We start from the raw sequence: 20,325 nt of genomic DNA on the forward strand, positions 1-20,325 counted from the left end.
CTCCGCCCGCCGGCCGGCACCCCTGGCGCCCCGTCCGTCCGTCGTGCCCGTCGTGTCCCGTCCGTCCGTCCGGTCACCGGCCAGGCCGGTCGGCTGGTCAGCCACGGAGCATCTCTGCCACCAGGAAGGCCAGCTCCAGTGACTGCTGCGTGTTCAGGCGCGGGTCGCAGGCGGTCTCGTACCGGCCGGGCAGGTCGAGGTCCTCGATGCCCTGGGCACCGCCGAGGCACTCGGTGACGTCCTCACCGGTCAGCTCGACGTGGATGCCGCCGGGGTGGGTCTCCAGCCCCCGGTGCACCTCGAAGTAGCCGAGCACCTCGTCGACGATCCGGTCGAAGTGCCGGGTCTTGTAGCCGTTGGAGGACTCGTGGGTGTTGCCGTGCATCGGGTCGCACTGCCACACCACCTTGGCCCCGGCGGCGGTGACCTTGGCGACGATCGGCGGCAGGGCGTCGCGGACCTTGTGGTTGCCCATCCGGCTGATCAGGGTGAGCCGGCCCGGGATGTTCTCCGGGTTGAGCTTCTCGCACAGCTCGATCGCCTCGTCCGGGCTGGTGGTCGGGCCGAGCTTCACGCCGATCGGGTTGGCGATGCGGGAGATGTAGTCGATGTGCGCGCCGTCGAGCTGCCGGGTCCGCTCGCCGACCCAGAGGAAGTGCCCGGACAGCCCGTACGCCCGGCGGTCGGAGACCCGGGTGAGCGCCCGGTCGTACTCCAGGGCCAGCGCCTCGTGGGAGCAGTAGAGGGTGACGGTACGCAGCGCGTCGTCCTCGGTCATCCCGCAGGCCCGGATGAACGCGATGGCCCGGTCGATCTCCCGGGCGATCGCCTCGTAGCGCTCCCCCGCCGCGGAGTTCTTCACGAAGCCCTTGTTCCAGTCGTGCACCGCGTGCAGGTCGGCCAGCCCACCCGCCAGGTAGGCGCGGAGCATGTTCATCGCGGCGGCCGAGTTCGCGTACGCCCGGATCATGCGCTGCGGGTCGGCGACCCGGGCGGCCGGGTCGGCCTCCAGCGCGTTGATCATGTCGCCCCGGTAGGCGGGCAGGCCCCGGGCGTCGGTCGGCAGCGACCGGGGCTTGGTGTACTGGCCGGCGACCCGGGCCACCTTCACCACCGGCAGGGACGCGCCGTAGGTGAGCACGATCGCCATCTGGAGCAGGGTGCGGGCGTTGGCCAGCAGGTGGCTCTCGGTGTTGTCGGCGAAGGTCTCGGCGCAGTCACCCCCCTGGAGCAGGAACGCCTTGCCCTCGCAGACCAGGGCGAGCTTGCGTCGGAGCTGGTCGACCTCGTAGGGGGCGACCACCGACGGCACGGTGTCGAGCACCTTGCACACCTCGGCGACCTGGGCCGGGTCGGACCACGGCGGGATCTGCTGACGGGGCAGGTCACGCCACCGGTCGAGGCCGAGAGCGGCGTCCTCGGCCGAGTCGACGGTGGGGCGGCTGGTCTGCAGCCCGGGGCTGCTCACGGCGGGGTAGCTCAGCTGATGCCACTCATGGCGCATGGGAGAAAGCGTACGGCGACGGTCCGGACGCTGCGGCCCCGAGGGGCGGGGTTCCGGTAGTTGGGAGTCAGGGGGTGACCGACGGCGCGGGGGTGTGTCCGCCGGGCTCCTCGCCCGCGATGCACCAGTCCGCGCCGTCCCTGGTGACGGTGAACAGCAGCGACCGGGTGGCCTTCTTCGTCCCCACCGAAACGGTCACCGTGGTGCTGACCTCCTGACCCTTGGCACCGGTCCGGATGTCGGTGATCGTCGCGGCGGGCACCTTGAAATGGTCGGCGAAATCACCGTTCGGCCCGGTCGCGGCGGCGTCGAAGCCCGCCTGCATCGTCGCGCAGAGCTGGTGGCGACCGGCGGCCGGGTCCTTGGCCGCCATCGCGTCGAGGTACGCCTGGACCCGCTCGCGGGCCTTGGTGGACGCCTCCTGGACGGGGACCCGGGTGGGCCCGCCGTCGGCCTTGTCGTCCCCACCGAGACCGCAGCCGAGCAGGGTGAACGGCAGCAGTGCCAGCGGTACGACGCCGGCGGTGCGGAGCCTGCGGCCCATGCGTCCTCCCCGGGTGCGGATGTCGATGGTGCGGATGTCGGCCGGATGCCGACCGGCGAGTCTGCCACACCGCACCCCTCGGGTGGCAACCCGTCACGGCCGTGCCGCCCCGACCGGCCGGTGTTTCGCCCGGCGGGACCGCCGTTGACCGGGCCGGACAGCCGGGCGGGGAGGGACCTGACCGGTCCCTCCCCGCGCGGGTGGTGTGTCGTGGCGCTCGGCTCAGCCGAGGCCGCCCTTGATGGCGCCGATCAGCTCGCCGTTGCCGGTGTCACCGGAGAGTTCCCAGAAGAACGCGCCGCCGAGACCCTGGTTCTTGGCGTAGGTCATCTTCCCGCCGATGGTGGCCGGCGTGTCGTAGCTCCACCAGTTGCTGCCGCACTTGGCGTACGCCGTCCCGGCGATCGTGCCGGTGGCCGGGCAGGTGTTCTTGAGGACCTTGTAGTCCTCGATGCCCGCCTCGTAGGTGCCGGGGGCGGCGCCGGTGGCGCTGCCCCCCGGGGCGGCCTGGGTCACCCCGGTCCAGCCCCGACCGTAGAAGCCGACGCCGAGCAGCAGTTTGTTGGCCGGGACCCCCTTGGACTTGAGCTTCTGGATCGCCGCGTCGGAGTGGAAGCCCTGCTGCGGAATCCCGGTGTAGGAGGTGAGCGGCGAGTGCGGGGCGGTGGGGCCCTGCGCGTTGAACGCGCCGAAGTAGTCGTAGGTCATCGGCATCAACCAGTTGAGGTTGCCCACCGCACCGGCGTAGTCGGTGGCGTCGATCTTGCCACCGTTGCTGCCGTCGGCGGTGATCGCGGCGGTGACCAGGGCAGACGAGCCGAACTTGGAACGCAGCGCGCCGATCACGCTCTTGAAGGCGTTCGGGCCGCTGGTGTCACAGGTCAGGCCGCAGGCGTTGGGGTACTCCCAGTCGACGTCGATGCCGTCGAAGACGTCCGCCCAGCGGGGGTCCTCGACCAGGCTGTAGCAGCTGTCGGCGAACGCGGCCGGGTTCTGCGCGGCCTGGGTGAAGCCGCCCGACCAGGTCCAACCGCCGAAGGACCAGATCACCTTCAGGTGCGGGTACATCTTCTTGAGCTTGCGCAGCTGGTTGAAGCTGCCGCGCAGCGGCTGGTCCCAGGTGTCGGCGACGCCGTCCACGCTGTCCGCCGCGGTGTACGCCTTGTCGTAGTCGGCGTAGCTGTCCCCGATCGTGCACCGGCCGCCGGTGGTGTTGCCGAAGGCGTACAGGATGTGGGTGAGCTTGGCGGCGGAGCCGCTGGTGGCGATGTTCTTGACGTGGTAGTTGCGGCCGTAGACGCCCCACTCGGCGAAGTAGCCGACGACCTTCTTGTCCCCGCTGGGCGGGGCGGTCGTGGGCGGCGGGGTCGTCGGCGGGGCGGTCGTGGGCGGGGCCGTGGTGGGCGGCGGGGTGGTCGGCGGCTTCGTGGTGGGCGGGGTGCCCCCGCCGCACGACGCGCCGTTGATCGTGCAGTTCAGCGGCGCCTTGTACGGCCCGGTGCCGTTGTAGCCCCAGCTGAAGCTGGCCCCCGGGCCGAGCGGCCCGGCCCAGCTCTTCTTCACCGCCACGTAGTGGTTGCCGCTGCTGGTGACGTCGGCGTCCCAGAAGCTGCTGATGGTGGTGCCGGACGGCAGGTCGAACTCGATGCGCCAGGTGCTGATGCTGGCGCTGGAGCCGTTGGCGACGGTGACCCGGCCCTCGTGGCCGGTCCCCCAGTCCTGGGCCGAGGCGAATGTCGCGGTGACGCTTCCGGCGCCGAACGCCGAGGTCACCGGTACCGCCGCCACGGTCAGCGCCACGACGGCGCCGGCCCAGAGGGCGCGGCGGAGCGATCTCTTCATGAGGCGCCTCCTCAAACAGTTAGGAAACTTTCCAAATCGATGGGGAGACGCTACTCACACCGTCATCACTTCGTCAAGATGCGCATCCGTCGATTCATCACCCGGGGACCGCGAGGCGTCCGCCGCCGGGACGGTGAGGCGTCCGCCGCCCGGGGCCGGCGTCGCCGCGTAGCCTCACGACATGACCGTCTTCGACATCGAGATCGACGCGCTGACCGGCGGATCCGCCGACCTGACCGGCTACCGGGGCCGGGCGCTGCTGGTGGTGAACGTGGCCTCCCGCTGCGGCCTCACCCCGCAGTACGCCGGCCTCCAGGAGCTGGCCACCGGGTACGCCGACCGGGGCCTGGTGGTGCTCGGCGTGCCGTGCAACCAGTTCGCCGGCCAGGAGCCCGGCACGGCCACCGAGATCGACGAGTTCTGCCAGGTCAACTATGGCGTCACCTTCCCGCTGACCGAGAAGGTCGACGTGAACGGCCCGGCCCGGCACCCGCTCTACGCGGCGCTGGTCGACACCCCCGACGCCGAGGGACACACCGGGGACGTCCGGTGGAACTTCGAGAAGTTCCTGGTCGCTCCGGACGGCACGGTCGCCGCCCGGTTCGCCCCCACGGTCACCCCGGACTCCGCCGAGCTGCGCGCCGCGATCGACAAGGTCCTCCCCCACTGACCAGCCGCACGTCCGCACGGTCCCGGCATCCTTCGTGACCGGGTACGCCACGCCGCCGCCCACCCGCCGGGACGGACCGCCGCCACCCGGGATTGGACCGCCGTCGCTCCGGCACGGACCGCCGCCACCCGGGGGACGGACCGCTGCCACCCGCCGGGACAGATACGGAAGGGCCCGGGACGGCGTACCGTCCCGGGCCCCGTGGTCAGCTCAGGCGCACCGCTGCCCGTTGAGGGTGAAGGCGGCCGGCACCGGGTTGGACCCGGTCCAGGTGCCGTTGAAGCCGATGGCGGCGGAGGCTCCGGGCGCGAGCCTGCCGTTCCAGCTCAGGCTCTCGGCGGTCACCGAGGCCCCGGTCTGCTTCCAGGTCGCCGACCAGCCGTGCCCGACCTGCTGCCCGGCGGCCGGGAAGTCGAAGTCGAGCTGCCATCCGTCGAGCGCCGCAGCGCCGGTGTTGGCGATCGTCAGCTGGCCGGTGAACCCGCCGGGCCAGCTGCTCAGCACCGCGTAGCTGACCTGGCAGCCGCCGGTCGGGGTGGACACCGGGGCGGTCCGCACGGTCAGCCCGGGTGAGGCTGCCGAGACGTTGCCCGCCGCGTCCCGCGCGGTCACCACGAAGGTGTACGCGGTGTCCGCGGTCAGCCCGGTCGCGGTGAACGAGGTGCCGGTGGCGCTCCCCAGCTTCTCCGTGCCGGTGCCCTCGACCCGGTGCACGTCGTAGCCGGTGACGCCGACCCGGTCGGTGGCCGGTGCCCAGCTCAGCGCCACACTGTCGGTGGTGACGGCACCGGCGACGGGCCGACCGGGCGCGGTGGGCGCCTCGGTGTCGGCGTCGTCACCGCCCGGCAGCACCAGGTGGGTGATGGAGTTGGCCGGGAAGGTGGCGGTGAAACCGGTCGCGCCGACCGGCTGGTCGGCCGCCCGGACGACACCGGCGAGGTTCGCCCCGCTGTACCGGTAGACCTCGGCGGTGCCGGCCCCGACGCCGGTCAGGGCGACCGGGGCGGTCAGCTCGTCGCCGGACTTGTTCACCACGACCAGGGTGAGCGCCTTGTCGGCGGACCGCTCGGCCGCGTAGACCGCGAGCTTGTCCTGATCGGCGCTGGTGGCCCGGACCGACGTCTCGCCGAAGGCGCCGCCGTCGCCGTCGTAGTTGCGGAAGATCCGGAAGGCGTGCGCCACCGGCTGGTCGGTCGTCGGCGCGGTCCACAGGTTGGCCATGTCCAGGCCCTCGCGGCCGAAGATGCCGAGCAGGTCGGCCTGGGCGAGCGCACCGTTGATGTCCCCGTACGCGCCCCAGCTGTACTCGGTCATCGCGACCTTGGTGCCCGGGTAGTGCAGGTCCACCAGGTCCCGCATCCGGGGGATGAACCGGACCGGCTGGTTGATCCAGCTCTCGTCGACGTACGTGGGGTCCCAGAGCTGGCGGGTGGAGCGCAGCCGCAGGGCCTTGGTCGTGTCGTTGCCGGGCTCCTGGCTGAACACCCCGGACTGCTGCGGGTACAGGTGGATGTCGAAGTAGTCGAGCAGCCGGGTGCCGTGCTGCTGCTCGTAGGCGCGCATCTGGTCCAGGTACCAGGGGCCGAGGTCCTGACCCCCGTGCGCGGCCTTGTCCGGCGGGTTCGACCAGCAACCGGTACGGCTACAGGTGTCCTGGTCGAGCCCGGAGTAGGTGATCGAGTTCAGCCCCCAGCCGACCGGCCCGAGGACCTTCGCGCCCGGGTCGGCGGCCTTCACCGCGGCGGCGTACTCGTAGGTCCGGTCGCGTAGTTCGTCGTAGCCGAGCCCGGCGGACCGGACGTCGCGGTGGGTGCTGTGCCACAGGTCGGGTTCGTTGTCCAGGTTGTAGAACCGGACCCCGCCGTCGCCGGCGGCACCGAACTCCGTCTTGAGGTGGGTGATCCAGTCGGTGACGTACTCGGGGCCGACCGCGACGCTGGTGTCCCGGGGGTCGTTGCCGGTGATGTTCGTGCCGTCGGGCTTCTTCCCGTTGCCGCAGTCCGGGGCCCACGGGTCGGTGGACTCCTGCGGGCCGTACTTGGCGACGCTGAACGCGCAGGCCCTGGCCCGTTCCTTCGCGATCCAGCCGAGCATCGGCAGGGTCAGCACGGTCTCGGCCCCGGTGGCCTTGTCCCCGGCGATGAACCGGTCGGACTCGGAGCCCTTCGGCAGGCTCTCCGGATCGGCGTTGTCGTTCGGGATGTTCTCGAAGTACCAGTCCGCCGCCCGGTTGGTGGTGTCGGCGCGGAAGTTGTAGCGGGTCGTGGCGTTGCCGCCGTAGCGGTTCACCGGCAGTCGGATGTCGCGGGCCAGCGCGGCGTCGGCGAAGTTCATCCCGTAGACGTACGGGCTGATCGGATGCCGGCCGGCGGTGGCGTCGACGGCCAGGGCGGGGCCGGTCGCGGCCCGGGCCGGTTGGGGCAGGGCCAGCCCGCCGAGGGCCACGGCAAGGGCCGCCGGGAGCAGTGCGGTAGTGATACGCACGAGCGTTCCTTCCTAAGGAATCGATGCTCGACGATGGGAGCGCAGGCCAAGGATCACGCTTTCCCTTGTCCCGAGTCAACCCGGGACCGCGCCCGCCGGTCCTCCGGCACCCCTGCGCACCCATCCGGCCGCCCACCACCGACCAGGCCGCGCCGACCACCCGGAGGGGTCGGCGCGGCCTGGCGCGCGGTGGCCCGCCCGGGCTCAGCCCGCGGCGGAGCGGAAGACCGGGTAGTAGCCGCCGGACTGGCCGGCCGCCGTCGGGTGGTAGGAGACGCCCAGGTTGACGAAGTTCAGCGCGTGCAGCCACTTCTCGCCGTAGCTGCACAGCTGGTGACCGACGAAGATGGACCGCACGTCGGCGAACGTGAAGCCGGCCGAGGTGGCGGCGGTACGGGTGATGTCGTCCACCAGGTTGATGCCCTCGTTGATCTTCGCGCGGGAGTTCGCGCTGAGCCCCACGCAGACCGTGCCGAGCTGGTAGAAGACCGGGTAACCGACCACCACCACCCGGGCCGACGGCGCGCGGGACCTGATCCCGTTGTAGACGGTCGCCAGCTTGGCGGGCAGTTCCGCGCGGGCCTTGTTCTCGGCGGCCTGCACGGCCGCGACGCACTGGGTCTCCCCCTGGAGCACGCAGGTCGACATGATCGACGTGAAGCCGACGTCGTTGCCGCCGATGGTGACGCTGACCAGCGTGGTGGTCGAGGTCAGCGCGGAGAGCTGACTGTTGACCACGTCGGTGGTCGTCGCCCCGGAGCAGGCCACCGACTTGTACGAGGCGGGCTTGACGTTCGTGTTGTACAGCGCCGGGTAGGCGTTGGTGCTGCGCTGGCAGGCACCGCTCTCGGAGGTGTAGCTGTCGGCGCCGACGCCCGAGGCGTACGAGTCACCGAGGGCCACGTACCGGTCGCTGGGTGCGGCCTGGACGGGCACCGCCGCGCCGAGGGTCACGCCGATGGATGCCGCGAGACTCACGGCGAGGGTCACGAGTCGGGATCTCCGCACGTCGCACTCCTGGGGGGTGGGGAAGTGGTGGTGGGAGATAGATACCACTCAATTGCATGTTTAGGGAAGGTCATCGATGGGTAACAGGGGTGACTAGGGGTTCATCCGCGCGTGACGTCGCCGTCGGACGGTCGACTCGGCGGACCGCTGTGGACGGTCGACATCCGCCGCATAACCCATCGACCAAGTCGGGAATACCCACCCGGCCGGGCCGGTTGGTCACCGGCATGACAACTGTGGGACTCATCGGCAGCGGCAACATCGGCAGCACCCTGGCCCGGCTGGCGGTCACCGCCGGCCACGACGTGGTGCTCAGCAACTCACGCGGCCCGGAGACGCTCAAGGACCTGGTCGACGAGCTGGGCATCCGGGCCCGGGCGACCACCCCGGCCGAGGCGGCGGCAGCGGGTGACCTGGTGGTGGTCACCATCCCGCTCCGGGCCTACCGGGAGGTGCCCGTCGCGCCGCTCGCCGGCAAGACCGTCATCGACACCAACAACTACTACCCGGAGCGCGACGACAGCTTCCCGGAGCTGGACGACGAGTCGACCACCACCAGCGAGCTGCTCCAGCGGCACCTGCCGCAGTCGCGGGTGGTCAAGGGCTTCAACAACATCTACTTCAAGCACCTGCTCGCCCTGGCCCGCCCGGCGGGGGCCGCCGACCGCACCTCGCTGCCGGTCGCCGGGGACGACGCCACGGCCAAGGCCGAGGTCACCGCGTTCATCGACTCCATCGGGTACGACACGGTCGACGTCGGGCCGCTCGCCGAGGGCTGGCGGTTCCAGCGGGACACCGCCGCGTACGGCGTCATCTACACGGCCGACCCGGCCGCCGGCTTCGAGCAGCCGGGACTGCCCACCGACGCGCAGCGGCTCCGGGACGCCCTGGCCGCCGCTCGCCGCTACGCCGACGCCTGACCGACGCCGCCACCGCCACGGGGGCGGGACCGTCGTCCCGCCCCCGACATGACCGCCCCGACGGGCCGCGCGCACTCTCGGCGGCGTCGCACCCCGCGCGGTCAGCGTCCGGCTTGCCACTCGTCGGCCAGCACCGCCCAGAGTTCCATGTCCACCCGGCCCGCGGGCCCCGGGGCGCCCTGCCGCAGGGTTCCCTCGTGCCGCATGCCGAGCCGCCGGGCCACCGCGATGCTGCGGACGTTACCGGCGCTGGTCCGCCACTCGACCCGGTGGATGCCGCGTTCCCGGATCGCCCAGTCCACGATCCGGGTCGCCGCGCGGGTCACCAGGCCCCGGCCCTCGGCGGCCGGCTCCAGCCAGCAACCCGCCTCGGCCACCCCGGTCGCCGTGCTGAACGACACGAACAGCACCCCGCCGACCAGGACGCCGTCGTGCCAGATTCCCCAGATGCCCCCGGCGTCGTCGGCCCACTTGTCGGCGGACCGACGCAGCACCCGGCGGGCCGACTCCAGGTCGGTGGCCACGAAGGACGCACCCACCCAGGGGGCGATGTGTTCCCGGGCCCGGTCCAGGTGGGTCAGGAACTCCTCCGCGTGCCACGGTGAGAGCGGACGCAGCTCGGCGTCCTCGGTCAGCGGTAACGCGAACATCCGTCAGTTCCTCCGGTGCGCGACGGGCAGGCTCAGCCGCAACGTGGGCCCGAAAGTGGGCCCGAAACCCAGCGACCGGTAGAGCGGTTCACCGTCGGGCGAAGCCCGCAGGTCGACCTTGCCGACCCCGCGCTGCCGGTACCAGTCGAGCAGCGCCTCCAGACAGGCCCGGGAGTAGCCGCGCCGACGGTGCACCGGCTCGGTGACCACGTTGAAGACGTATCCGGCCAGGCCGTCGGGGTTGCCGGGGCCGCCGAGACGCTGCTCGATGGTGCCGGTGGCACAGGCCGCCAGGACGCCCGGCCGGTCCGGGTCGTCCACGACGAAGACCGCCATCAGGTCGGCGGGCTCGGCCAACCGCCGGTGCAACACCTCCCGGGCCGCCTGCTGCCAGGGCCCCGGCGCGGGGGCCATCTGGTCGATGTCGGCCAGCATCACCCCGCGCAGGCGGACGATCTCACCGGCGTCGGCGACGACGGCCCGTCGAACGTTGATCACGAACGGACGGTACCGGATGCGCCGGGCGGACCGTGGACCCGAACCACGCTGATCGGAAACGGCGGGACACGACGGCCGGTCAACTTGCCATCGGGTCCCGCTCACGGGACGCTGGGGGCCGGGACCGACACCACCCTCGGAGGCGAGATGCCCCAGCTCCCCACCGCGCCACGCCGACTGCTCGCCGCCGCCGGCACGCTCCTGCTCGGCAGCGCGCTGGCCACCACCGGCGTCGCGCCGGCCAGTGCGGCGGCCGGCGACGTCGGCTACGTCCGGCTGGCCCACCTGTCCCCCGACACCCCCGCCGTGGACGTCTACCTCTCCGCCCCCGGCAACGACGCGCCGCAGGTCTTCCCCGCCGTCGGCTACGGCGTCGTCTCCCGCTACCTGCCCCTGGCCGTCGGCCGGTACGCGGTGGCGATGCGGCAGGCCGGCGCCCCGGCCAGCGAACCGCCGGTGCTCACCACCGAGGTGGCGGTCGACGCGGGCGAGGCGTACACGGTGGCCGGGGTGGGTCGCTATGCCGACCTCGGCCTGCGGGTGCTCACCGACGACCTGACCGCCCCGACGGCCGGCCAGGCGAAGGTACGGGTCGTCCATGCCTCCGTCCGCGCCCCGGTGGTCGACGTGAAAGCCGATGACGGCCCCACCATCGCCGACGCCGTCCGGTTCGCCACCACCACCAAATACCGGCAGGTCGAGCCGGGTCGCTGGCGGCTGCGCCTCGGCGGCGGCAACGGACCGACCGCCGATGCCGAGGTGACCCTCACCGGCGGTCGGGTCTACTCGCTGCTGGTGCTCGACGGCAAGCGGGGCGGGCTCACCACCGAGCTGCGCGAGGACGCCCGGGGTGGCGGGGTCGCCCCGGCCGGTGGCGTGCCGGCGGGCGCCGGTGGGCTCGCCGGGGGCGGGCTCGGGGCGTACCCGATGGCGGCCGGCGGGCTGCTCGCGGGGGCCGTGGTGGTGGGCACGACGGTGCTGGTGCGGCGTCGGCGGCGACCGGTCTGGTGACCGGGCCCGGCTTCGCGATCCGTCGGCACCGCGCCCGGACGCCCGCCGCCGCCCTGGTCGCGGCCGGTGCGGCGCTCTGCCTGGCCGCCGGCACCGGTGTCGGCCTGGCGGCCACCGACAGCGGCCCGACCACCGACTCCGCCCGGCCGGCCAGCGCGGCCGGCAGCTGGCAGCCCGGCTGCGTGGCCGGTTGCGGGGCCGGCACCCCCCGCGCCACCCCGACGCCCCCCACCCGGGTACGCGTGGCGCGGATCGGCGTCGACTCCGCGCTCACCGCGCTCGGGCTGGACCGGGCCGGCACCCTGGTCCCCCCGGCGGACTTCACCCGGGCGGGCTGGTACGGCGGCGGCCCCGCACCGGGTGACCCGGGACCGGCGGTGATCGCCGGGCACCTGGACTCGCGGCGCGGCCCGGCCGTCTTCGCCCGCCTCGGCGAACTACGGCCCGGCGACCGGATCGAGGTGTGGCGGGGCGACCGCCGGGTGAGGTTCCGGGTCACCGGCGCGCTGCGCACCCCCAAGGACGCCTTCCCCACCGCCACCGTGTACGGCCCGACGCCCGTCCCCGAGCTGCGCCTGATCACCTGCGGCGGCGACTTCGACCGACGCGTCGGCCACTACCGGGACAACGTGGTGGTCTTCGCCGTCACCGACCCGCCGGCCGACCCCCTCCCCCGCTCCGCCGCCGACTGACCCGGCCACGGCCGCCCCGGCGGCGGTGGCGCTCAGCCCGGTGGCGGTGGCGCTCAGCCCGGTGGCGGTGGCGCTCAGCCCGGCGGCCGGTTCGACGCCGGCGTCGGCCCCGCGCGGCGCACCGACGGCGGGGTCAGCGGACCGGACGACGGCCGGCGAAGCCGCACTCGACCCGGTGGTACCAGCGCACGTCGGAGTCGCCCTCCAGCCAGCACCAGAGCACCGCCCGACCCTCGCGCTCGCCGGGGAAGTCGAGCAGCACCGGGGCGATCCCCTTGACCTGGATGTCGTGCGAGTTCAAATCCTCCAGCACGCCGTGCAACCGGGCCTCCAGGGCCTTGACCTCGGCCCGGCCACCCAGCGCCGACATCCCGGGGCCGGCCAGGTCGGCCTGTAACTCGGCCAGGTCGGCCCGGATGCCGATCAGCTCGTCGATGCGGGGCTGCAGGGTGGCGACCAGGTACCGCGCCTGGGCGAGAGTGAACACCGGGCCAGTATGGGGCACTCACGTCCTGCGTACCGACCCGTCGCCGGCTTCAGTCGACTTCCGAGCCGGAGCTTTCCCGGGTGACCTCGTCAGCCAGGACCCGGATGTGAGCCAGGAGCGCCGATGGGTCGGCGGCCAGGTCGAGTGCGTGGCAGACGATCTCGACCCCGGCGTTGCGTACGACGTGCCGGGTCGGTGGGCGCGCACCGAGGGCGTAGACCAGGTGCCCGCGAGATAGCCGGTAGGCGACGCAGCAGGCGAGCATCTGGTAGACGTCAGGGCCAACGACCTTCGGCCAGTTGGAGAGAGACCCGGTGCGCGAACCGGATCGCCCGGCAACCGGCCAGGCCGCTCAGGACGTCATCCACACTGAGTTTCGGCCGTCCGCCTCTGCCGGTGGCCTCCGCCTGCTGTACGACGATGTCGGCGATTCGTTCCGGGTCGTCCTCCAGCAGCAGGCGGAGGAAGTCGTCCGGGTGCAACGCCTCGATGGCGTACGGCGCGAGCGCGTGGTCCGGGAAGTCACGGAGGTTGGCGGTGACGATCACCTCCGCGTCGGCGGCAACGGCAGCGGCGAGCACATGGTGGTCCTTGGGGTCGTTGGTCATCTCGGCGATGAGATGCTCATAGCCCGAGACCATCGCGGTGGGAAAGTGCTCTCGCATGACCTCGACCCTGCGTTCGGCCTTGGCACCGAGCACCGACGGCGGCAGGTTCCGGCGAACCTCGTCGAGGATCGCCCGCGTCCAGAGCGGGCGGTACAGGTCCTGCTCGGCGCAGCGCAGCAGGGTATCGGCGAGGACGCTGGGCACGAGGACGCAGGCGTCCAGCACGGCAACGGTCATCAGTGGGCGGTCACTCGTCCGGCTGGTCGCCCGACGGCCTGCGGCCGCGCCGGATCGCTTCGTCGTAGACGCCCATGTCGATCGCGTCCGTTGTCAGCTCGTCCAGGGCCTCACGGCGCGCTCTCGACCGGCGCTCCTTGTAGGCCAGCACATCGTGCAATGCGACCCGGCGGCTGGAGTTGGGGCGGGTGTAGGGCAGGACGCCCTCGGTCATCAGCTTGACCACCGTCGGGCGGGTCACGCCCAGGATCGCGGCGGCCTCCCCGGTCGACAGTTCGACATTCTCCGCCATCACCCGCACCGGCCGCCCACGACCGAGGATCGACACGACTTCGGCGAGTGCCTCGCCCACCACGGACGGCACGTCGACCGGTTCTCCGCCGTCGACGATCAGTTGCAGCCGCCGCCCCCGCAGCGACCGCCGGGCGAAGCGCCGCAGCTCGTCACCGTTGGGCGCCGATCCGCCTGCGGGTACCACCGTCACAAGATCCTCCGACGTCATCGATCCCGTCACCACGATACCCGCCAAAACGAAAAAAACGATAGGGTGAGGCGACATGCTCGGTCGGCAGGTGGATGCGCTCGGCCGGCACCCCGGCGGCGAGCAGCCGCAGCCGTGACCCGGCCACCATCAACGGCGGCCCGCACAGGTAGACCTCCTGGCCGGGCCGATGGTGGTCCAGCGCCACGGTCAGTGCGTCGCCCCGCTCCCCCACGTCGGCGAACGGGTCGTGCGAGAACGCCGGCACCAGGGTCAGCCAGTCGTGGGCGCACTGGAGCTCGGCACATCCAGCGGGCAGTGAAGGAGGGTCGGGACCCCGTGATGCCGCAGCATGACGCTTGGCGAAGCGCCAGCGTCATCAAGTCCAACCCGGACAAGGCCCAACTGCCGGTGCGGCTGCGGGCACTTGCCGACGGCAAACTCCTCTACATGGCGGTTCCGAAGATCGCCGACATCCGCCCCTTCTACCTGCTCGATCCCACGACCCTCCGCGCAGCGCCAGCCGACGCCGCGGCCGGCAGTGGAGCAGCGAACCACGCGCCGAAAGTCGGCATCAGCGAGATGCTTCCCGTGGACCTGGTGGTGTGTGGCAGCGTCGCGGTCAACCGTGACGGAATGCGGCTCGGAAAGGGCGCGGGCTACTCGGATATCGAGGTTGCCCTGCTCACCGAAGCCGGCCTGGTCGGTCCCTCCACCATCCTCGCGACGACGGTCCATCCGTTGCAGATGGTTGACGGGCCGCTCCCCGAGTCGTCGCACGACTTCGGCATGGACCTGATCGTCACTCCGGATGAGGTGATCGAGTGCCGACGGCGGCCGCGCCCGACCGGCATCTACTGGGAAAGCCTCAGCGCCCAGAAGATCGACGCCATTCCATTCCTCAAGGCGTCAGCGGCGTCCCGGATGAGATCGGCATGAACCGTACGCGGTCAGCCTTGGTCGTCGTCCCACCGCCACAACTACCCGGGCAGCCCCTTCGATCTGCCGCCGGTGGTGTACTCGGCGAAGATCTCGTCGAGGATCCTCCGTGAGATCGCCGCCGCCTCGCTCTCGTCCGGCGCGTTGGCGTAGTTGACCAGCGTCTTCCAGAGCGCCCAGCCGCGCCCGCGCGCCCATGTCGCGTCATCGACGGACAGCCGCTCCCGAAACACCCGCCGGCCGTCGGCGGTCAGCAGTGTCCAAGCGACCGCCAGGTCACCGGAAGGATCGCCGACGCCGCACGTCCCGAAGTCGATGATCGCCGCGAGTTGCCCATTGTCGAGCAGGAGATTCCCCGGGGCGATGTCACCGTGGAACCAGCGCTCCGTACCGTCCCAGGGCGCATCCAGGGCGCACTTCCAGATCTCGCTGGCGAGATCGACATCGACACGGCCGTCGAGAGCGATGAGCCCCCGGCCGGCCTGCCCGTCGTAGGTGCGCAGGGTGCCGCCCCGGTACCAGTTGTGTTGGCCCGGGCGGGGGCCGTCAGCAGCATCGACGGCTTGCAGGGCCACGATGAACTCGGCCAGGTCGAGCGCGAACCGGACCGGGTCGGCGATGCGATCCACCCTCGCCGTTTCGCCGTCGAGCCACCGGTAGACCGACCACGGGTACGGATAGCCCTCGCCGGGGTCGCCTCTCGCCAGCGGGGTGGGTATGGGCAGCGGGAGACGGGGGGCGAGCACGGGAAGCCACGTGTGTTCCTTGTCGACCGCCTGGGTGTACTCCCACGCGCTCGGCAGGCGTACCGACATCCCCGGACCGAGGTGGAAGGTCCAGTTGTCCCAGCCGCCGTTGGCGACCCGCTCGACCGGGAGGTCGGCCCAGTGCGGGAACTGGCTGGCGACGAGCCGGCGCACCTGGTCCACGTCGACCGCGATGCGTGTCGGCAGCGGACCGAGATCGGGAATGTCGTTCGATCCCCCGTCCGACATCGGCCAGTGACCTCAGTCGGCCTGGGCGGCCAGTTCGCGGGCACGGTCCCGGGCCGCTTCCAACGCGGCGAGCAGCGCCGCGCGTACCCCGTGCTTCTCCAACTCGCGGATGGCGGAGATGGTGGTGCCGGCCGGGGAGGTGACGGCCTCGCGGAGCTTGACCGGGTGTTCGCCGGAGTCGCGCAGCATCACCGCCGAGCCGATCGCGGTCTGCACGATCAGCTCGTGCGCCACCTGCCGGGGCAGGCCGAGCAGGATGCCCGCGTCGATCATGGCCTCGACCAGCAGGTAGAAGTAGGCCGGCCCGGAGCCGGAGAGCGCGGTCACCGCGTCCTGCTGCGACTCGGGCACCCGCAGGGTCGCGCCGAGCGGGGCGAACATCTCCTCGGCCAGGGCCAGGTGCTCCCCGGTGGCGTGCGCGCCGGCCGAGATCGCGCTCATCGCCTGGTCGACCAGGGCGGGGGTGTTGGTCATCACCCGGACCACCGGGGTGCCCTCGGGCAACCGGCGGCTGAAGAAGCTGGTGGGCAGCCCGGCACAGAGCGAGACGACCAGCTTGTCGGCCGGCACCTTCGGGCCGATCTCGTCCAGCAGGACGCCCGCGTCCTGGGGTTTCACCGCGATCGCCAGCACCGCCGCCTCGGTCACGGCGGTCAGGTTGTCGACCACCCGTACGCCGTACCGGGTGGCCAGTTCCTCGGCCCGGACGGGACGGCGGGCGGTCGCCAGCAGGCGCTGCGCCGGCCACCCGGACCGCAACAGCCCGGAGAGCACCAGCTCGCCGATCTTTCCCGCCCCGATCACCGCGACGGTGTGCTTCGCCGACCCCATCTCCACCTTCCGTCCGGTCCACCCCGTCCCGTGCGCCCTTCCCCTCCGGCGCGCAACGGCGGAGGGGAAGGGCGGGGCGGGTCAGCTGCCGAAGAAGACCTCGGCCTCGTCGTAGCGCTCGACGGGGACGGTCTTCAGCTCGCGGGTGGCCTCGGCCAGCGGCACCCGGACGATGTCCGTGCTCTGCATCGCGACCATCTTGCCCCAGTCACCCTCGTGGGCGGCGTCGATGGCCTGGAGGCCGAGCCGGGTGGCGAGCACCCGGTCGAAGGCGGTCGGGGTGCCACCGCGCTGGATGTGCCCGAGCACGACGGTACGGGCCTCCTTGCCGGTCTTGGCCTCCAACTGCTCGGCGAGCCACTGGCCGATGCCACCGAGGCGGACGTGCCCGAAGGCGTCCAGCTCCTGGTTGTGCAGGACCATCTGGCCGTCGAGCGGCTGGGCGCCCTCGGCGACCACGACGATCGGGGCGTACTGGTGCTGGAAGCGCTTCTCGACGTAGCCGGCGACCTGCTCGACGTCGAACTTGCGCTCCGGCAGCAGGATCACGTTGGCGCCACCGGCCAGGCCGGCGTGCAGGGCGATCCAGCCGGCGTGCCGGCCCATCACCTCGACGACCAGGGTGCGGTGGTGGCTCTCCGCGGTGGTGTGCAGCCGGTCGATCGCCTCCATGGCGATGTTGACGGCGGTGTCGAAGCCGAAGGTGTAGTCGGTGGCGCCCAGGTCGTTGTCGATCGTCTTCGGTACGCCGACCACGTTGACGCCCAGCTCGTGCAGCTTGGTCGCGACACCCAGGGTGTCCTCGCCACCGATGGCGATCAGCGCGTCGACGCCCTGCGCGGCGAGGTTCTCCTTGATCCGCTCCACGCCGTTCTCGATCTTGAACGGGTTGGTGCGGGACGAGCCGAGGATGGTGCCGCCACGCGGCAGGATGCCCCGCACCTCGGGGATGCCGAGCGGCTTGGACAGGCCCTCCAGCGGACCCTTCCACCCGTCCCGGAAACCCACGAACTCGTGACCGTAAGTAGCCACGCCCTTACGGACCACCGCCCGAATGACCGCGTTGAGACCTGGGCAGTCGCCGCCGCCGGTGAGCACGCCGATACGCATGATCTGCTCATCCTCCTGGAACGTCAGGTGAAGCCCGGATAAGCCCCAGGATATGTGTCAGATCAGACCATCGGCGCCGTTGCCGGCCCGGGGCGGGCCGTCAGTGCGCACTGTAGTCGCCGTAGGTGTACGCCGACACCGCGCCCCGGCCGCTCCCACCCGTCCCGGTGGCTACCGGTCAGTAGCTGACCTCGTGGTTCTCCCCCGCCTCCGGCGGCTTCCCGGTCACCGCCGCCTTGGCGAACCCGAGCAGGTTGACCACCGTGCCACCCGGCGAGTCCCAGTACTCGGCCGAGCTGGCGTGCACCTTGAGCAGGGTCAGCCCCGGGGTGTCCAGACCGTCGGGGAACCACGCCTTGTACAGCGGGTTCCACAGCTGCTCGGCCCGCGCCCGGTCGTACGCCTCCTGGGCGGTGCCGGAGACCGAGACCCAGGCGTGGTGGCGCTGGTCGGAGAAGGCGACGTTGACCTCCGGGTTGACCCGGAGCTGGCGCATCTTGGCGGAGTCGGTGTACGCGAAGAACCACAGGTCGCCGTCGAACTCGGCCTCCTGGAGCGCCATCGGCCGGCTGAGCATCCGACCGTCCACGCCGATCGTGGTCAACATGCAGATCCGGGCGTCCCGGATCAGCTCGGTCACCCTCCGCCGGGCGTCGGTGATGGTGGTCGCGTCGTCGGCCATGGCGCACTCCCTCGGATCGGCTCGCCGATCCGGTGCCCCCGACGGCACCGGTCAAACCTGCCGGTCATCACGGGCTGTCATCATCCGCCCAGCAGGCCGGGCGACGCCGAGGGTCAACCATTCCGGCAGGGCGGTTCCGAGGGCAGCCACTGGCCGGCAGCGCGGCACCGAGAACAAGACGCTGGCCGGCAGCGCGGCGCCGGATCAGGCCGGACGGGCCGTCATGGTCCGCCAGCGGTCCAGGTTGTGCCGGGCGTCGACCAGGGCGTCGTGCCGGTCGGCTGCCGCCTCCGGCAGCCGGGGCCTGCCGACGTCGTCCCAGAGCTGCCGCAGCTCCTTGGTGAACCGGGGGATCTCCCGGGGCAGGGCCGGCATCGCCCCCCAGAGCTGGGCCAGCACCACGTGGTCGTACGCGGCGTACCAGGCCCACAGCTCCAACTGCTCGCCCGGCCGGTCCCGGATCGGCTCCAGCAGGAACTCGTGCAGGTCGTCGCGGATGCGGGCCCGCGAGCGCCAGGCCCGGTCGGCCGGCGAGGGGAGCTTGTCCAGCACGTTACGGCGGACCCAGGGCACGGCGCGGGAGTCGTCGAACTCGGTGGAGACCGCGTAGAACTCGCGGCCGTACTCGTCGACGACACCGATCGAGACGAGGTCGACGCTCCGGCCGTCCTCGATGAATTCGCAGTCGTAGAAATAGCGGTAGACCATCGCCGTCCATCCTCGCCCACCGCCGGTGACCGCCGACGGGCGGGGGCGGCGGGCGGACAGTGCCGGACCCCCCCCCCCCCCCCCCCGTCGGGTCCGCATCCGGGGCCGCCTCGGCGTCCTCAGGCCGTCCGCCGCAGCTCGGGAGTGTCACGGAAAGGTTTACAGGGGTGTACAGCAAGCGACTGGGCCGTCATGATCTGATGTGTACCGCTACCGGACGCCGAACCGGTGTCAGTTCACCTCCGCAGGGGCCGTCAGGGTTCACCCGGTGAGCGAAATTTGTGGTCCGTGACCGGGGGAGGGGTGGGGCGGTGGAGATGCGCCTGCCGGAGCCGGGTGACGCCCTCACGGGGGTGGAGATGTTCGCCGGTTTGGAACCCGAGGTACGCCAGCGGGTGATCGCCGCGGCCGTGCCGCGCACCTACCGTAAGGGTCAGCTGCTCTTCGTCGAGAACGATCCCGGCGAGTCGCTGATCGTGCTGCGCCGTGGGGCGGTGGCGGTGTTCCGTACCGCGCCGACCGGGGAACGCGCCGTGCTGTCGGTCATCCGACCACCGGACGTGCTGGGTGAGGTCTCCCTGCTGGACGCCTCCACCCGATCGGCCTCGGCCGAGGCGATCGAGGACTGCGCGGCGCTCGCCCTGTCCCGTCCGGCCTTCATGGAACTGGTGCACTCCAACCCCCGCATCCTGGACGCGGTGATGCGCTCGCTGGGCGGCCTGATCCGGCGGCTCACCGAGCAGAACGCCGACCACGTCTTCCTCGACCTGCCCGGCCGGGTGGCCAAGACGCTGGTCCGGTTGGCCGGCGAGAGCCAGGCCCCGATGATCACCATCGAGCTCAACCAGAGCCAGCTCGCCGAGATGGCCGGTGGCTCCCGGCAGAGCGTCAACCAGGCGATCGGTTCCTTCGCCAGTCGGGGTTGGCTGCGTACCGAGGGGCGACGGATCGTGGTCACCGACGTGGCGGCGCTGCGCCGACGCGCCGGCATGAGCGACCGCTGACCGACGCTCCCCGGCGGACGCCCGCACCGTGACGACGGACGGCGGGCACCCCGGGCCACGGTGAGTGACCACGCGACGACGACGGCGCGGCCGGCGGACCTGGTCCGTCGGCCGCGCCGGTTCACTCACTTGCCGTCGTCGTCCGCCGGCGGGGCACCCGGCCCGGGTCCGATCTCGTCCGGCGGTGTGCCTGGTCCGGGCCCGATCTTCTGCGGCTTGGACGGCGAGGTCGTGGTCGTGCCAGTGTCCGAGGACGTCTTGCTGTCGGGATTCTCCACCATGCCCTGCTCCTCCATTCTGGCGAGAGTGACCGCGTCGACGTCGACCGTCTCCCCGGGAGACCGGACTGTACCGTTCGGGTCGGTCCAGTAGGCGGACAATCGCACCTGCACGGCACTCTCCTGACAGTGAGTTTTCCTC

At 71.9% G+C, this 20,325-nt stretch carries 23 protein-coding genes; 6 read left to right on the forward strand and 17 right to left on the reverse strand.

The genetic code is table 11. The annotated features are described in order from the left end of the window. Nucleotides 1-97 precede the first annotated feature (97 nt). The 3 genes from ACQP1S_RS23240 to ACQP1S_RS23250 all read right to left on the reverse strand — a co-directional run bounded on the left by ACQP1S_RS23240 (nt 98) and on the right by ACQP1S_RS23250 (nt 3,890). Nucleotides 98-1,504, reverse strand: a complete 1,407-nt coding sequence (locus tag ACQP1S_RS23240) for a class II 3-deoxy-7-phosphoheptulonate synthase (RefSeq protein ID WP_357776607.1) — start codon at nt 1,502-1,504, stop codon at nt 98-100. A 67-nt stretch (nt 1,505-1,571) separates the two neighbouring features. After that, nucleotides 1,572-2,048 (reverse strand): hypothetical protein, encoded by a 477-nt coding sequence (locus ACQP1S_RS23245; RefSeq protein WP_432899108.1) that lies wholly within the window; start codon nt 2,046-2,048, stop codon nt 1,572-1,574. Between the two features lie 222 nt (nt 2,049-2,270). Next, nucleotides 2,271-3,890, reverse strand: coding sequence for a glycosyl hydrolase family 18 protein (locus tag ACQP1S_RS23250; RefSeq protein ID WP_432899111.1), 1,620 nt, complete (start codon nt 3,888-3,890; stop codon nt 2,271-2,273). A 181-nt stretch (nt 3,891-4,071) separates the two neighbouring features. Here ACQP1S_RS23250 and ACQP1S_RS23255 point away from each other — a divergent pair, with 181 nt between their 5' ends. After that, on the forward strand, nt 4,072-4,560 hold the full coding sequence (locus ACQP1S_RS23255; RefSeq protein WP_432899114.1) for a glutathione peroxidase: 489 nt from the start codon (nt 4,072-4,074) through the stop codon (nt 4,558-4,560). Between the two features lie 210 nt (nt 4,561-4,770). On the opposite strand, the gene ACQP1S_RS23260 is transcribed toward ACQP1S_RS23255, so the two are convergent. Further along, nucleotides 4,771-7,044: a glycoside hydrolase family 44 protein gene (locus ACQP1S_RS23260; protein ID WP_432899117.1), complete on the reverse strand. Its 2,274-nt coding sequence runs from the start codon at nt 7,042-7,044 to the stop codon at nt 4,771-4,773. A 204-nt stretch (nt 7,045-7,248) separates the two neighbouring features. Beyond that, nucleotides 7,249-8,052, reverse strand: coding sequence for an SGNH/GDSL hydrolase family protein (locus ACQP1S_RS23265; protein WP_091237610.1), 804 nt, complete (start codon nt 8,050-8,052; stop codon nt 7,249-7,251). A 227-nt stretch (nt 8,053-8,279) separates the two neighbouring features. Between ACQP1S_RS23265 and ACQP1S_RS23270 the strand changes: the two genes are divergently transcribed. Continuing rightward, nucleotides 8,280-8,972 carry an NADPH-dependent F420 reductase gene (locus tag ACQP1S_RS23270; protein ID WP_432899121.1) on the forward strand — a complete coding sequence of 231 codons (693 nt, stop codon included), beginning with the start codon at nt 8,280-8,282 and terminating at the stop codon, nt 8,970-8,972. A 101-nt stretch (nt 8,973-9,073) separates the two neighbouring features. Here ACQP1S_RS23270 and ACQP1S_RS23275 read toward each other — a convergent pair whose 3' ends face one another. Together ACQP1S_RS23275 and ACQP1S_RS23280 are read right to left on the reverse strand one after the other, a co-directional pair. After that, nucleotides 9,074-9,622 (reverse strand): GNAT family N-acetyltransferase, encoded by a 549-nt coding sequence (locus ACQP1S_RS23275; protein ID WP_432899124.1) that lies wholly within the window; start codon nt 9,620-9,622, stop codon nt 9,074-9,076. Between the two features lie 3 nt (nt 9,623-9,625). Then, nucleotides 9,626-10,120 carry a GNAT family N-acetyltransferase gene (locus ACQP1S_RS23280; protein WP_091237616.1) on the reverse strand — a complete coding sequence of 165 codons (495 nt, stop codon included), beginning with the start codon at nt 10,118-10,120 and terminating at the stop codon, nt 9,626-9,628. A 147-nt stretch (nt 10,121-10,267) separates the two neighbouring features. On the opposite strand from ACQP1S_RS23280, the gene ACQP1S_RS23285 reads away from it, so the two are divergent. Further along, entirely contained in the window at nt 10,268-11,131 is an 864-nt protein-coding gene (locus ACQP1S_RS23285; RefSeq protein WP_432899127.1) for a DUF4397 domain-containing protein, read from the forward strand. Then, nucleotides 11,128-11,823, forward strand: a complete 696-nt coding sequence (locus tag ACQP1S_RS23290; RefSeq protein WP_432899130.1) for a class F sortase — start codon at nt 11,128-11,130, stop codon at nt 11,821-11,823. The genes ACQP1S_RS23285 and ACQP1S_RS23290 overlap by 4 nt, the downstream gene beginning before the upstream one ends. Nucleotides 11,824-11,956: 133 nt before the next feature. On the opposite strand, the gene ACQP1S_RS23295 is transcribed toward ACQP1S_RS23290, so the two are convergent. The 4 genes from ACQP1S_RS23295 to ACQP1S_RS23310 form a co-directional block, all read right to left on the reverse strand. Then, nucleotides 11,957-12,310 (reverse strand): DUF2203 domain-containing protein, encoded by a 354-nt coding sequence (locus ACQP1S_RS23295; RefSeq protein ID WP_091237621.1) that lies wholly within the window; start codon nt 12,308-12,310, stop codon nt 11,957-11,959. A gap of 275 nt (nt 12,311-12,585) precedes the next feature. After that, nucleotides 12,586-13,155, reverse strand: coding sequence for a PIN domain-containing protein (locus tag ACQP1S_RS23300; RefSeq protein ID WP_432899133.1), 570 nt, complete (start codon nt 13,153-13,155; stop codon nt 12,586-12,588). A 10-nt stretch (nt 13,156-13,165) separates the two neighbouring features. Continuing rightward, nucleotides 13,166-13,657: a helix-turn-helix domain-containing protein gene (locus ACQP1S_RS23305; protein ID WP_432899136.1), complete on the reverse strand. Its 492-nt coding sequence runs from the start codon at nt 13,655-13,657 to the stop codon at nt 13,166-13,168. Continuing rightward, nucleotides 13,599-13,844 (reverse strand): hypothetical protein, encoded by a 246-nt coding sequence (locus ACQP1S_RS23310; protein WP_432899139.1) that lies wholly within the window; start codon nt 13,842-13,844, stop codon nt 13,599-13,601. Before ACQP1S_RS23310 ends, ACQP1S_RS23305 begins: the two co-directional genes overlap by 59 nt. 134 nt (nt 13,845-13,978) lie before the next feature. Here ACQP1S_RS23310 and ACQP1S_RS23315 point away from each other — a divergent pair, with 134 nt between their 5' ends. Continuing rightward, nucleotides 13,979-14,575 (forward strand): 5-formyltetrahydrofolate cyclo-ligase, encoded by a 597-nt coding sequence (locus ACQP1S_RS23315; RefSeq protein WP_432899142.1) that lies wholly within the window; start codon nt 13,979-13,981, stop codon nt 14,573-14,575. A 41-nt stretch (nt 14,576-14,616) separates the two neighbouring features. Here the strand turns inward: ACQP1S_RS23315 and ACQP1S_RS23320 are convergent, their stop codons facing one another. From ACQP1S_RS23320 to ACQP1S_RS23340, 5 genes are all read right to left on the reverse strand, one after another. Beyond that, nucleotides 14,617-15,570: an aminoglycoside phosphotransferase family protein gene (locus tag ACQP1S_RS23320; protein ID WP_432899145.1), complete on the reverse strand. Its 954-nt coding sequence runs from the start codon at nt 15,568-15,570 to the stop codon at nt 14,617-14,619. 12 nt (nt 15,571-15,582) lie between these two features. Continuing rightward, nucleotides 15,583-16,401 carry a pyrroline-5-carboxylate reductase gene (gene proC / locus ACQP1S_RS23325; RefSeq protein ID WP_091237632.1) on the reverse strand — a complete coding sequence of 273 codons (819 nt, stop codon included), beginning with the start codon at nt 16,399-16,401 and terminating at the stop codon, nt 15,583-15,585. Nucleotides 16,402-16,482: 81 nt separating this feature from the next. Continuing rightward, nucleotides 16,483-17,511 carry a 6-phosphofructokinase gene (locus ACQP1S_RS23330; protein ID WP_091237634.1) on the reverse strand — a complete coding sequence of 343 codons (1,029 nt, stop codon included), beginning with the start codon at nt 17,509-17,511 and terminating at the stop codon, nt 16,483-16,485. A 178-nt stretch (nt 17,512-17,689) separates the two neighbouring features. Further along, nucleotides 17,690-18,193 carry a pyridoxamine 5'-phosphate oxidase family protein gene (locus tag ACQP1S_RS23335; protein ID WP_091237636.1) on the reverse strand — a complete coding sequence of 168 codons (504 nt, stop codon included), beginning with the start codon at nt 18,191-18,193 and terminating at the stop codon, nt 17,690-17,692. Between the two features lie 204 nt (nt 18,194-18,397). After that, the gene (locus ACQP1S_RS23340; protein ID WP_091237639.1) at nt 18,398-18,901 is read right to left on the reverse strand and encodes a polyadenylate-specific 3'-exoribonuclease AS; all 504 of its coding nucleotides are present in this window, start codon (nt 18,899-18,901) and stop codon (nt 18,398-18,400) included. Between the two features lie 311 nt (nt 18,902-19,212). Between ACQP1S_RS23340 and ACQP1S_RS23345 the strand changes: the two genes are divergently transcribed. Continuing rightward, complete coding sequence (locus tag ACQP1S_RS23345) at nt 19,213-19,905, forward strand: Crp/Fnr family transcriptional regulator (RefSeq protein WP_043967208.1); 693 nt, start codon at nt 19,213-19,215, stop codon at nt 19,903-19,905. A gap of 125 nt (nt 19,906-20,030) precedes the next feature. On the opposite strand, the gene ACQP1S_RS23350 is transcribed toward ACQP1S_RS23345, so the two are convergent. Then, on the reverse strand, nt 20,031-20,297 hold the full coding sequence (locus ACQP1S_RS23350) for a hypothetical protein (protein ID WP_091237645.1): 267 nt from the start codon (nt 20,295-20,297) through the stop codon (nt 20,031-20,033). Nucleotides 20,298-20,325 lie beyond the last annotated feature (28 nt).

This window comes from Micromonospora matsumotoense, assembly GCF_050951065.1.
Taxonomy (GTDB): Bacteria; Actinomycetota; Actinomycetes; order Mycobacteriales; family Micromonosporaceae; genus Micromonospora; species Micromonospora matsumotoensis.